12 protein-coding genes and 1 pseudogene are annotated in these 12,107 nt (G+C 72.9%); 9 read left to right on the forward strand and 4 right to left on the reverse strand.

Going from position 1 to position 12,107, the window contains the following annotated elements; genetic code table 11:
- Positions 1-104 precede the first annotated feature (104 nt).
- Both ACFYUZ_RS15775 and ACFYUZ_RS15780 read right to left on the reverse strand, forming a co-directional pair.
- A complete protein-coding gene (locus ACFYUZ_RS15775) occupies positions 105-788 on the reverse strand; it encodes an ABC transporter ATP-binding protein (RefSeq protein ID WP_389309212.1) in 684 nt (227 codons plus the stop codon).
- On the reverse strand, positions 785-1,873 hold the full coding sequence (locus tag ACFYUZ_RS15780) for an ABC transporter permease (protein ID WP_389309214.1): 1,089 nt from the start codon (positions 1,871-1,873) through the stop codon (positions 785-787). Before ACFYUZ_RS15780 ends, ACFYUZ_RS15775 begins: the two co-directional genes overlap by 4 nt.
- Positions 1,874-2,045: 172 nt before the next feature.
- On the opposite strand from ACFYUZ_RS15780, the gene ACFYUZ_RS15785 reads away from it, so the two are divergent.
- The 5 genes and pseudogenes from ACFYUZ_RS15785 (at position 2,046) to ACFYUZ_RS15805 (ending at position 6,344) form a co-directional block, all read left to right on the forward strand.
- Complete coding sequence (locus ACFYUZ_RS15785) at positions 2,046-3,266, forward strand: sensor histidine kinase (protein ID WP_389309215.1); 1,221 nt, start codon at positions 2,046-2,048, stop codon at positions 3,264-3,266.
- Entirely contained in the window at positions 3,263-3,901 is a 639-nt protein-coding gene (locus tag ACFYUZ_RS15790) for a response regulator (RefSeq protein WP_389309216.1), read from the forward strand. Before ACFYUZ_RS15785 ends, ACFYUZ_RS15790 begins: the two co-directional genes overlap by 4 nt.
- Positions 3,902-4,605: 704 nt before the next feature.
- Positions 4,606-4,746 (forward strand): annotated as a pseudogene (locus tag ACFYUZ_RS15795) (peptidase C39 family protein); the annotation flags it as partial.
- 75 nt (positions 4,747-4,821) lie between these two features.
- The gene (locus ACFYUZ_RS15800; RefSeq protein ID WP_389309218.1) at positions 4,822-4,968 is read left to right on the forward strand and encodes an SCO1431 family membrane protein; all 147 of its coding nucleotides are present in this window, start codon (positions 4,822-4,824) and stop codon (positions 4,966-4,968) included.
- Between the two features lie 203 nt (positions 4,969-5,171).
- Complete coding sequence (locus ACFYUZ_RS15805; protein ID WP_389309220.1) at positions 5,172-6,344, forward strand: acyl-CoA dehydrogenase family protein; 1,173 nt, start codon at positions 5,172-5,174, stop codon at positions 6,342-6,344.
- Here ACFYUZ_RS15805 and ACFYUZ_RS15810 read toward each other — a convergent pair.
- A complete protein-coding gene (locus ACFYUZ_RS15810) occupies positions 6,307-6,729 on the reverse strand; it encodes a hypothetical protein (protein ID WP_389309222.1) in 423 nt (140 codons plus the stop codon). The genes ACFYUZ_RS15805 and ACFYUZ_RS15810 overlap by 38 nt on opposite strands.
- Positions 6,730-6,873: 144 nt before the next feature.
- Between ACFYUZ_RS15810 and ACFYUZ_RS15815 the strand changes: the two genes are divergently transcribed.
- Entirely contained in the window at positions 6,874-7,995 is a 1,122-nt protein-coding gene (locus ACFYUZ_RS15815; protein ID WP_389309224.1) for a hypothetical protein, read from the forward strand.
- A gap of 10 nt (positions 7,996-8,005) precedes the next feature.
- Entirely contained in the window at positions 8,006-9,097 is a 1,092-nt protein-coding gene (locus ACFYUZ_RS15820; RefSeq protein ID WP_389309226.1) for a phosphotransferase family protein, read from the forward strand.
- A 9-nt stretch (positions 9,098-9,106) separates the two neighbouring features.
- Here the strand turns inward: ACFYUZ_RS15820 and ACFYUZ_RS15825 are convergent, their stop codons facing one another.
- Entirely contained in the window at positions 9,107-9,478 is a 372-nt protein-coding gene (locus ACFYUZ_RS15825) for a hypothetical protein (RefSeq protein WP_389309227.1), read from the reverse strand.
- Positions 9,479-9,703: 225 nt separating this feature from the next.
- Between ACFYUZ_RS15825 and ACFYUZ_RS15830 the strand changes: the two genes are divergently transcribed.
- A complete protein-coding gene (locus ACFYUZ_RS15830) occupies positions 9,704-10,144 on the forward strand; it encodes an Lrp/AsnC family transcriptional regulator (RefSeq protein WP_030691308.1) in 441 nt (146 codons plus the stop codon).
- Between the two features lie 67 nt (positions 10,145-10,211).
- The gene (locus tag ACFYUZ_RS15835; RefSeq protein WP_389309229.1) at positions 10,212-11,849 is read left to right on the forward strand and encodes an amidohydrolase; all 1,638 of its coding nucleotides are present in this window, start codon (positions 10,212-10,214) and stop codon (positions 11,847-11,849) included.
- The last annotated feature ends 258 nt before the right edge of the window (positions 11,850-12,107 follow it).

Raw genomic sequence — 12,107 nt, forward strand, 5'->3', positions numbered from 1 at the left:
CCGGCACGATCCGGCCATGGACCGGAAGGCCATCTCATACTGCGGGCGGCCTGAGAGGGGTGGCCCCTGCACCGAAGGGGCCACCCCTCGTGGCGGCTGCCGGTTCAGTGCATTGACGCCGGCAGCCGCAGGCGTCCGTCGTGGACTTCGGCGATCTGATCCACGTCGGTGAGGTGGGTCCGGTCGTGGGTGACCAGGACGGTGGCAGTGGCCTGCTGGTGGGTCAGGCGAGTGATCAGATCAAGGACGGCGGCGCCGCGTTCGTGGTCGAGGGCGCTGGTGGGTTCGTCGACCAGGAGGACGGTGGGCTCGTTCATCAGGGCGCGGGCGATGTTCACGCGCTGGCGCTGACCGCCGGAGAGCTGGTGGGGGCGGCGCCCGGCCTGGTCGGCCAGGCCGACCGCGTCGAGGAGTTCGAGCGCGCGGGCACGGGCGGTGCGCGGTTTGCGGCCGTCGATCTGGGCCATGACCTGCAGCTGTTCGGCGGCGGTGAGGGAGGGCAGCAGGTTGGGCTGCTGGAAGACGATGCCGATCTTGTGGCGGCGCAGCTCGGTCAGTTCGCCGCGGGTCATGCCGGTGGTGGAGGTGCCGTCGAGGGTGACGGTGCCGGAGTCCGGGGCGATCAGGGTGGCGGCGACCGCGAGGAGGCTGGACTTGCCGGAGCCGGAGGGGCCCACCACGGCGGTCAGGCTGCCCTGGGGCACATCGAGCGTGACCTGGTCGAGGGCGGTCAGGCGGGAGTCGCCGTCGGGGTAGGTGAGGGTGATGTCGGTCAGGGTCAGGCTCATCGGGCGCTCCCCAGGGCGGTCAGCGGGTCGACGGAGGTGATGCGGCGGATGGACAGAGCAGCTCCGAGGGCACCGAGGAGGATCATCACGGCGGCCGGAAGCAGGACGGTGGCGGGGGTGAGGAGGAACGGCACCGCGCTGCCGGAGACGAGTGCTCCGAGGCCGGCGGCGATGCCGGTGCCGAGCAGGGTGCCGCCGGCGAGCAGGATCACGGCCTGGCCGAGGGCGTCCTTGAGCAGGTTGGCGGTGGAGGCACCCAAGGCCTTCAGAACGGCGACGTCACCGCTGCGCTGGATGGTCCAGACGGTGAAGAAGGCGCCGATGACAAGAGCGGAGATGGCGAACAGGAAGCCGCGCATCAGCTGCAGGGAACCGTTCTCGGAGGTATAGGAGCCGATCGCGGACAGCGAGTCCTCGATGGAGACCGTCTTGGTACCGGTCTGCTGGTCGGTGGCCGCCGTATCGGACCCGGAGGTGGTGCTCAGGGCGATGACGGTGGCGGTTGAGTCATGGCCGCTCCCGGTGGGCGGTGCGACCTTCTGCCAGGTGTCCAGGCTGGTCCAGACGACCGGGGTGTGACTGAAGGACGCGTCGCCTTGGACTGCGGCCACCTTCACCTGCTGACCGGCCAGTGTGAGGGAGTCGCCGGCCGCCACGCCGAGGTCGTCGGCGGCTGCGGTGGACAGCACCACCGCGCTGCCGCTGATCTTGTCGCTGTGCGGGGCGAGGCGGGAGCCGGGCTCGACGCCGAAGGCCGAGACCCCGGTGCTCTTGTCCCCGGCGGTGGCCTTGGTGACGGTGATCCCCAGCGGGTCGGCGCTCTCGACGCCCGGCGCCGTGGACCACTTCTGCCACTGCTGCTCGGTGACGGTGGAGTTGGAGTACGACAGGGCCTGACCGCCGCTGGGAGCCTGGAAGACGATTTTGTCGGCGGGCAGTCCCGTGATCGCGGAGATGTTCTGCTGGCCCAGTCCGGCGGTCAGTCCGGACAGCAGCCCGACCAGCAGGGTGATCAGCACGATGACGGTCCCCATCAGGGCGAAGCGCCCCTTGGCGAACTTCAGGTCTCTCCAGGCGACAAACACGGCCTCGGCCTGTCCTTTCCAGCGGTGGAAGCGGTATGACCCCACCGTCGCCGCCACCCCCCTGCCTGCGCGTCTGGCGCAGGACTGCACTTGGCGGGCCGAAAGACAGCACACGGGTTCTAACTTTCGATGGAGCCCCCAGGACGCCGGCCTCCGTAACCTGGACCGCACTGTGAACACCACTGCTCCTGCCCTGACCCCCACCACCCGGGCCCTGGCCTGGTGCCTGCACCTTCTCGTCGTCGGACTGCTCGCACTGGCCGCCGGCCGGGCCGCGACCGACGATCGGCCCCACGCTGGGTGGATCGTCGTCGTGGCCGCAGCGTGTGGCCTGATCTATGCGGTCGGCCCGGCGCTGCCTGGGGTGAGCCGCTCGCGGCGGGCCGCCGCGCTGTGGCTGGCCGCCGTGGGGGCGTGCTGGCTGGTGCTCCTGGCCCTGTCGGCCGACGGGGTGTGGGTGGCGTTCCCGCTGTACTTTCTCCAGCTCCACCTGCTGCCCCGCCGTGCCGGCGTGGCCGCCGTGGCCGCCACCGCAGTGGTGGCCATCGCGGGTTTCGCCGTGCACCAGGACTCCTTCAGCCCCGCGATGGCGATAGGGCCCGCCCTTGGCGCCGCCGTCGCGGTGGCCGTGGTGTGGGGGTACCAGGCCCTGTACCGGGAGAGTGAACACCGCCGCAGGTTGATCGAGGAACTCACCGCCACCCGCGCCGACCTGGCCGCCGCCCAGCACACCGCCGGCGTGCTCGCCGAACGTGACCGCCTGGCCCGCGAGATCCACGACACCCTCGCCCAGGGCCTGTCCAGCATCCAGCTGCTGCTGCGCGCCGCCGAACGAGCCCTGCCCCAGGCACCGCAAAACGCGGCCCGCTACGTCGACCAGGCACGGCAGGCCGCCGTCGACAACCTCGCCGAGGCCCGCCGCTTCGTCGCCGCCCTCACCCCACCCACGCTGGAAGGCACCACCCTGGCCGGCGCCCTGGAACGCCTGTGCACCACCACTTCCGCCCGGCACCGGCTCACCGCACGCTTCCACCTCACCGGCAACCCCGCCCCGCTCGCCACCGCACACGAGGTCGCGCTCCTGCGCATCGCCCAGTCCGCCCTGGCCAACACCGTCCGCCACGCCGAAGCCACAACTGCCGAAGTCACGCTCAGCCACCTCGGTGACCACATCGCCCTCGACGTCGTCGACGACGGACGCGGCTTCGACCCCGCCCGCCTGCCCGCCCCCGACCCCGAAAACGGCGGGTTCGGGCTGGCCGCCATGCGCGCCCGCGTCCAGGCCCTCGGTGGCACCCTCACCATCGAAACCGCCCCCGGCCACGGCACTGCCCTGGCCGCCCAGCTGCCCCTCACCCCATCAGCCGAGACCGAGCCCGAGGCCCGCCCGTGACCGACGACACCCCCATCCGCCTGCTCCTGGCCGACGATCACCCCGTCGTACGGGCCGGGCTGCGCGCCGTACTGGAAACCGAGCCCGACCTCCTCGTCATGGCCGAAGCCGCCACCGCCGAGGACGCCGTCACCCGTGCCGCCGAGGGCGACATCGACGTCGTGCTGATGGACCTGCAGTTCGGCAGAGGCATGGGCGGTGCCGAAGCCACCGCCCAGATCACCGCCCGACCCGGCGCCCCCCGTATCCTGATCGTCACCACCTACGACTCCGACGCCGACACCCTGCCCGCCATCGAAGCCGGCGCTACTGGCTACCTCCTCAAAGACGCCCCACCCGAGGACCTGGCCGCCGCTGTACGCACCGCCGCCGCCGGACGCACCACGCTCGCCCCCACCGTCGCCGACCGGCTGATGAACCGGCTACGCGCCCCCGGCACCACCCTGACCCGACGCGAAACCGAAGTCCTCGCCCTGGTCGCCGACGGCCTGTCCAACCAGGCCATCGGCGACCGACTCCACCTCACCGAAGGCACCGTCAAGTCCCACCTCGCCCGCATCTACGCCAAACTCGACGTCGACTCCCGCACCGCCGCCGTCGCCACCGCCACCGACCTCGGCCTCATCCGCCGCTGACCGTGTGGTTCTCACCGATGACCAGTTGCGAGAGTTCTGCGCCAGCCCCGATCGGATCACGTTTCCGCAGGTCGGGATTCGCGGAGAACCTCTCGAAGCTCCGGCGTTCTGCGAGACGGTTCCGACAGGCTTCCGGAGTGAATCCGACGCCCGATCAAGCCTGGATCACCGTAGAACGAAACAGTCTCATGAGGCCGCGGCAGATTGGTCTGCATATTTCCTCAACCACGCGTTGAGACCACCCGCGCCGACTCTACGAGGACAAATGGAACGGCAGGTCACGCCGACATCAGAGAACTCACCGGGTGCAGTGAGGGGAGTTGTCGTGTGGCAGACGTATTCGGCCGGTTCGAGCCGTACGAGCGCATTCTGCGCTGATCTTCCAGCCGTCTCCTGGCTTCCGCCGATGAGAACCGAACTGGCCAGCTTGCATGGAAGCTCGGCATTTTTTCCTTGAGACGGTTGCCGTACGCCGAGGAAAGACGGCCCCACCGAGCGGGTGGAGGACTGTCGCGCGTCGAGGGCCCCGGAGTCAGCACCGATCCAGCACGACGCACCCGAACGGACCGGAACGGACGCCGGCGGAAGTCAGCACCAGGTCAGCACCAGCGCGTTCGCGCTCGACTTGCCTCGTGCGGCACATTCCTCTGACCTGCATGTTTGCGCGGGAGGGTGCCGCGTGGTAAGCGGCGCCCTCCCATTTGGAGAACATCTGGCTGCGGACCAAGCGGTACAACGCGAGCGGCAAAGTGGTGTCGGGCACAGGAGGGGTCTGCTACCTCTACTTCCCCGAGCGCCCCTCGGCCGCCCAGCGCAAGGCGTTGGAGGCCCTCGGCATCGTCTGACGCGGCTCGGCGGTCCCGGGGGACGTGACCGACGTCTCTACCCCCGGGCCGCCCCGGTGTCGCAAGGTGGTCGGCATGACCTCCACCACCCACTCCCGCCTCCTCGTCCGCGCGCGGACGGGCGGCCCCCGCGACGCCGGCCCCAAGATCCTGGAGCACGTCCTCGGCTGGACCCTGGTCGTCCTGCTCGCCGTCCTCGTCACCCGGGCGGGCCTCATGTAGGGCGGCCACGGCGCACGGGCCCCCTGCCCCCGTGTGCGCCCCGGCTTCCCCGGCGCCCGCGTGCGTCCCGGCGCCGGCGCGGCCCCCGGCAACCGTGTGCATCCCCGGCGTCCGTGTGATGCTCCGGGCCGGAACGGGCATACTCCCCGCGATCTCGGCACTCCGCGCGCGCCCGCGCGTCCGGCAGGGAGGAGCGTCCGGCCATGACCGACAGCGCCGCGGACGGTGTGGAACGCCGGCTGCCCACCGACGAGGCCCGGGAACTGCTCTCCCTGGTGCGTGACATCGCCCGGCGGGAGATCGTCCCGCGCGCCGCCGAGGAGGAGGCCGCCGGCCTCTTCCCGCGCGAGCTGTTCGCGCTGCTCTCCCGATCCGGGCTGCTCGGACTGCCGTACGACCCGGAGCACGGCGGGGGCGGTCAGCCCTACGAGGTCTACCTCCAGGTCCTGGAGGAGTTCGCCGCCGCCCGGCTCACCGTCGGGCTCGGCGCGAGCGTCCACACCCTGGCCTGCCACGCGCTCGCGGGCCACGGCACCGACGGGCAGCGGGCCGCGCACCTGCCCGGGATGCTGGGCGGCGGCCTCCTCGGCGCGTACTGCCTCTCCGAGCCCTCCGCCGGATCGGACGCGGCGGCCCTGCGGACCCGGGCCGTCCGGGAGGGTGGGGACTGGGTCCTCGACGGCACCAAGGCCTGGATCACCCACGGCGGGATCGCGGACTTCTACACGGTCATGGCCCGTACCGGCGGCCCGGGCGCGCGCGGCATCACGGCCTTCCTGGTGCCCGGGGACGCACCGGGGCTGAGCGCCGCCCCTCCCGAGCGGAAGATGGGCATGAAGGGCTCCCCGACCGCGCAGCTCCACTTCGACGGGGTGCGGGTGGCCGACGACCGGCGGCTGGGCGGGGAGGGACAGGGCTTCGCGATCGCCCTGGACGCCCTGGACTCGGGGCGGCTCGGCATCGCCGCCTGTGCCGTGGGGCTGGCCCAGTCGGCCCTGGACGAGGCCGTCGCGTACGCGAGGGGGCGCCGCCAGTTCGGCCGGCCGATCGCCGACTTCCAGGGACTCCGCTTCCTGCTCGCCGACATGGCGACCCGGATCGAGGCGGGCCGGGCGCTGTACCTGGAGGCGGCGCGGCTCAAGGACGAGGGGCGGCCCTTCGGCCGGCGCGCGGCGATGGCCAAGCTCTTCTGCACGGACGCCGCCATGCAGGTCACGACGGACGCCGTGCAGGTGCTCGGCGGCTACGGCTACACGGCGGACTTCCCCGTGGAGCGGTACCTGCGCGAGGCGAAGATGCTCCAGATCGTCGAGGGGACCAATCAGATCCAGCGCGTGGTCATCGCCCGTCACCTGGTCGGACCAGAGTCCCGCTGACGCGTACGGTGCGGTCCGCCCAGACCGGTCCGGCGGCGAGCCTGGCCCACTCCTGGTCGCGGTGGCCGGGCAGCGTGCGGCCCTGGCTGGCCCAGAGGGAGAGCACGTCCCGGTAGATGGGCGGGTCGGCGGGGGCGGGGGGCTTCACCTGCGGCTGTCCCTGCGTCGGCAGGGGAACCGGGACGGGCGCGGGGGCCGGCGCGGCCACGGGGGCCGGCGCGGACGCCGGGGCGAGCGCGGGTGCCGGGGCGAGCACCGGGGCCGGGGCGGAGGCCGGGGCCGGGGCCCGCTCCGCCGACGGCGACTGATGAACCGATTCTTCACCGCGCGGTTCGGCCTGCCGGTGCCGACCGTAACCGCTGGGAGTGGTGTACAGCGTGGTCATGCCCGGACCAACGCGCCCCGGCGGCCGGGGTCACCGCCGAGCGGATTCGAGCGGCAGTTCACCCGGTACCCGGTGCACGGCCCTGGCCCCCCGGGCAAGACCTGACGTACCGTCAGATCCCACTCGCCGCTCAGGAGGTCAGCCGTGGACGACGACCGGCCCGTCGCGCTCGACGAATACCCCGTGCACCAGGCACCGCTCTCGATGAAGCACCACGTCAGCGGCGACCGGAACGCCTACGACCGGTGCATCTTCCACGTCTTCGACCACGACGGCCGGGCCCTGCTCATCGCCGGCCTCGGCGTCTACCCCAACACCGGGGTCGTCGACGCCTACGCCACCCTGCGCACCGGCGACCGGCTGCACGCCGTCCGCGCCTCCGACGCCCTCGGCGACGACCGGACGAACCTCTCCGTAGGCCCGTTGACCATCACCGTCGACGAACCCCTCCGACGCCTCTCCCTGCACTGCGCGGCCGACCCCGGCGACCCGGACGGGCTCTCCTTCGACCTCACCTGGACCGGTGACTTCCCCGCCGTCTGGGAGCCCCACCACATCCAGCGCCACGGCGGCCGGCTCACCCTCGAAGGCCGGCGCTTCGTCCAGGCCGGACACTGCTCGGGCACCATCAGGGCCGGCGGCGAGGAGTTCACCGTCACGGCGGGGGAGTGGACCGGCACCCGCGACCGCAGCTGGGGCGTGCGCCCCCTCCCCGGCGAGGAACCCGGCCGCGCCGCCGAGTTCCGCCCCGAGGGCTTCCACTGGCTCTGGATCCCGATGCGCTTCGAGGACCGCTTCCTCATGGTCATCGCCCAGGAGGACGCCGACGGCTACCGCACCCTCAACGAGGCCCTGCTCGTGCGGAACGGCCACCGTGACGCCCAGCTCGGCTGGCCCCGCACCGAGATCACGTACCGCCCCGGCACCCGTCACCCCGAGCGGGCCACCGTCCACCTCGTCGACCCGGCCGGAAAACCCCTGGAGATCGGCGTCGAGATCCTCGCCTCCTCACCGCTCGCCGTCGGCGCCGGCTACCCGCCCGCCACCGACTGGCAGCACGGGACCTGGCAGGGCCGAGGCTGGACCGACCGCCGCGTCTACGACCTCTCCGACCCCGCCGCCCACCCCATGGCCGCCTACGGCGTCACCGACCACGCCGCCCGCTTCACCCTCGACGGCCGCATCGGCCACGGCGTCTTCGAGCACGGCTCCTTCGGCCGCCACGACCCCAGCGGCTTCGCCGACCACACGTCAACCGCCCCCTGAGGAGCGCCCCTTGGCCACCGCCCCGCGCCCCCGCACCACCACCCGCGACCCCGAGGAGCTCGGCCGGCGGCTCACCGCCTGGCTGGACCGGCACCTGCCCGGCGCCGGGATCACCGGCCTCGCCGTCCCCGGCTCCAACGGCATGTCCAGCGAGACCCTGCTCTTCGACCTCGACCACCCGGACGCCCCCGTGCGCGGCTGCGCCCTGCGGCTCGCCGCCGACCCCGCCGCGTACACCGTCTTCCCCGTCTACGACATGGCGCGCCAGCACCGGGTGATGCGTCTCGTCGGCGAGCACACCGACGTCCCCGTGCCGCGCGTGCTCTGGCTGGAGGAGGACCCGGAACCGCTCGGGGCGCCCTTCTTCGTGATGGCCCGGGCCGAGGGCCGCGTCCCGCCGGACGTCATGCCCTACACGTACGAGGGGAACTGGCTGCACGCCGCCACGGACGCCGAACGCGACCGCCTGGAGGCCGAGTCGGTCTCCGTACTGGCCAGGCTGCACGACCAGTTCCCCGCGAAGGAGGCCGAGTTCCTGCTGCCCGAAGGCGCCGGGAGCCCGCTGCGCCGGCACGTCGACGCCCAACGCGCCTACTACGCGTGGGTCGTGGAGGGGCTCGCCCCCTCACCGCTCATCGAGTCGGCCTTCGACCGCCTGGAGGAACTCTGGCCGGCCGACGAGGGGCCCGCCGTCCTCGGCTGGGGCGACGCGCGCATCGGGAACATCGTCTACGACGGGTTCACCCCCGCGGCCGTCCTCGACTGGGAGATGGCGGCGTACGTCCCCCGCGAGGTCGACCTCGGCTGGACCGTCTACCTGCACCGCTTCTTCCAGGACCTGACCGTCGGCTTCGGCCAGCCGGGGCTGCCCGGCTTCCTGCGGCGCGACGCGGTCGAACGGCGGTACGCGGAACTGACCGGGCACACCCCGCGCGACATGGAGTTCCACACGCTCTACGCGGCGCTGCGGCACGCGATCGTGATGCTCAGGATCGCGTACCGCCAGGCCCACTTCGGCGAGGTCGAGGTGCCCGGCGACCCGGACGGCCTGATCCTGCACCACGCCACGCTCGCGGCGATGGTGCGGGGGGACTACTGGTAGCCGGAAGGCTCAGGCGGCGCGCCGCATCTGCGGCACCCGGATCGGACGCGAGCCCGGACCGCCGACGTGCGAGAAGGGCTGCGTGCGCCAGTCGAGTCCCTGGGGGAGCGTCAGGAGCAGTGCGGTGTCCTGCTCCTGGACCCCCAGGACGTCGTCGTCGGCGGGGCGGGCGTCGGCGGCCGGGAGGCCCGTGCCCGGGCAGACCGTCAGGACGAAGGGGTTCCACGGCGACGGGCAGAGCGCGTGCTCCGGCAGCGCGTCCTCGTCCGCGAGCAGCGCGATGGGCTGCACGCACTCCGGGCAGACGACCCGGAACATCTCAAAGGTGTCGTACGCGTCGAGCTCGTCGGACGTGTCGACCGAATCAACAGGCTCCTGCATTGGGAATCTCCCCCTCGGCTGGGTCGGCCGGATCTGTGCGGCCTCGACCACAGCAAGCACTTCCCATGCGGAACTCCGCATAACCGTGAGGCGGCACCTCGGGCCGGACGCAAACCTGTGGCGTTCGTCACATGCCCGTCGCAGGTGCCCCGTGACGGCCCATAGCGCCCCATACGGGCCGCCCCCGGCTGTGCCCCCGGCCCCGCGGAGCAATAGGGTCACCGCATGGAGGAGCTGGATCGTCAGATCGTGGAGTTGCTCGTCAAGGACGGGCGCATGAGCTACACCGACCTGGGCAAGGCCACGGGCCTGTCCACGTCGGCGGTGCATCAGCGCGTCCGCCGGCTGGAGCAGCGCGGGGTCATCCGCGGCTACGCCGCCGTCGTCGACCCGGAGGCCGTGGGCCTGCCGCTCACCGCGTTCATCTCGGTCAAACCCTTCGACCCCAGCGCCCCCGACGACACCCCCGACCGGCTCGCCGACATCCCCGAGATCGAGGCCTGCCACAGCGTCGCGGGCGACGAGAACTACATCCTCAAGGTCCGCGTCGCCACCCCGCTGGAGCTGGAGCACCTGCTCACCCGCATCCGCTCCCAGGCCGGGGTCTCCAGCCGCACGACCGTCGTCCTGTCCACCCCGTACGAGGCCAGACCCCCGCGCATCTGACGCGCCGAGGCCGCACAGGAGGGACCTGCCGGACAAACCGCGTCCCGGCAGGTCCTAGCCTGGTGCCATGAGTGAGTCCATGCCGCTTGCGTCTCCCGGCGAACACCGCACCGTGCTGCTGCGCGGTGGAGAAGTCCACAGCCCCGCCGACCCCTTCGCCACCGCCATGGTGGTGGAGCGCGGTCACGTCGCCTGGGTGGGCTCGGAGGGCGCGGCCGACGCCTTCGCGTCCGGCGTGGACGAGGTCGTCGACCTGGAGGGCGCGCTCGTCACCCCGGCGTTCGTGGACGCGCACGTGCACACCACCGCCACCGGCTTCGCCCTCACGGGGCTCGACCTGTCCTCCGCCGCCTCGCTCGCCGAGGCCGCGGAGCTGATCCGGGCGCACGCCGCCGCCCGCCCCGAGGACCGCATCCTCATCGGCCACGGCTGGGACGCCTCCCGCTGGCCCGAGCGCCGCCCGCTCACCCGCGCCGAGCTCGACGGGCTCACCGGCGGCCGTCCGCTCTACCTGACCCGCATCGACGTCCACTCGGCCGTCGTCACGACCGCCCTCCTCGACCTCGTGCCCGGCATCCGGGACCTGGACGGCTTCCACGACGGGCAGCGCCCGCTCACCGGCGACGCCCACCACGCCGTGCGCGCGGCCGCCTTCGCCGCCGTCTCCCCGCTCCAGCGCACCGAGGCGCAGCGCGCCGCCCGGCTGCGGGCCGCCTCCCTCGGCATCGGCACCCTGCACGAGTGCGGCGGTCCGCGGATCTCCTCCGAGGAGGACTTCACCGGACTCCTGGACCTCGCGCGCGAGGAGGCCGGCCCCCGGGTCGTGGGCTACTGGGCCGACCTCGACGTCGAGCGGGCGAGGGCCCTGGGCGCCCTCGGCGCGGCCGGCGACCTGTTCGCCGACGGCTCCCTCGGCTCCCACACGGCCTGCCTCCATGAGCCGTACGCCGACCACGCCGGGCACAGCGGCTCGGCCCACCTGGACGCGGCCACCATCGCCCTGCACGTCGTCGCCTGCACCGAGGCGGGCCTCCAGGCCGGTTTCCACGCCATCGGGGACGCGGCGGTGACCGCGGTCGTCGAGGGCGTCAGGGCCGCCGCCGAGAAGCTCGGCCTGGCCCGCGTCCGGGCCGCCCGGCACCGCGTCGAGCACGTCGAGATGCTCACCCCCGAGACGATCGCCGCCTTCGCCGAGCTGGGACTCACCGCCTCCGTCCAGCCCGCCTTCGACGCCCTCTGGGGCGGCGAGGAGGGCATGTACGCCGACCGGCTGGGCGCCGAGCGGGCCCGCACCCTCAACCCGTACGCCGCGCTGCTGCGCGCCGGGGTGCCGCTGGCCTTCGGCTCCGACAGTCCGGTCACCCCGCTCGACCCGTGGGGCACCGTCCGGGCCGCCGCCTTCCACCGGACCCCCGAGCACCGGATCTCCGCCCGGGCCGCCTTCACCGCCCACACCCGGGGTGGCTGGCGGGCCGTGGGCCGGGACGACGCGGGGACGCTGGTCCCCGGAGCCCCCGCCGACTACGCGGTCTGGCGCACCGAGGAACTCGTCGTGCAGGCGCCCGACGACCGGGTCGCCCGCTGGTCCACCGACCCGCGCTCCGGGACGCCCGGTCTGCCCGATCTGTCGCCCGGTGTCGATCTCCCCGTCTGTCTGCGGACGGTGGTGTACGGGCAGACGGTCTTCGTACGGCCGAACGACTGATACAGGGATATTTCGGACTCGGGCGGCCGTCCCGCACGCCTGTCCCCGACCTGCGGATTCTCCCCTCCGGCCTGGCCTTTTGAAGGGTTTCCGCAGGTCAAGAGGGTATTGACAGTCGCCCGCAGGGGGCGGGTAGGTTCACCGCGTCCACCACAGGACGTCCGACCGGACCGCCCCCACGCCGTAGCCGAACGCCGCCCGCGCCTCGGCCGCGAGGGAAGGCTCCTCCGGCGGAAGGTGCGACCCGGGTGGGGCCCG

It is taken from the genome of Streptomyces sp. NPDC004266 (assembly GCF_042874095.1).
Lineage (GTDB): Bacteria > Actinomycetota > Actinomycetes > Streptomycetales > Streptomycetaceae > Streptomyces.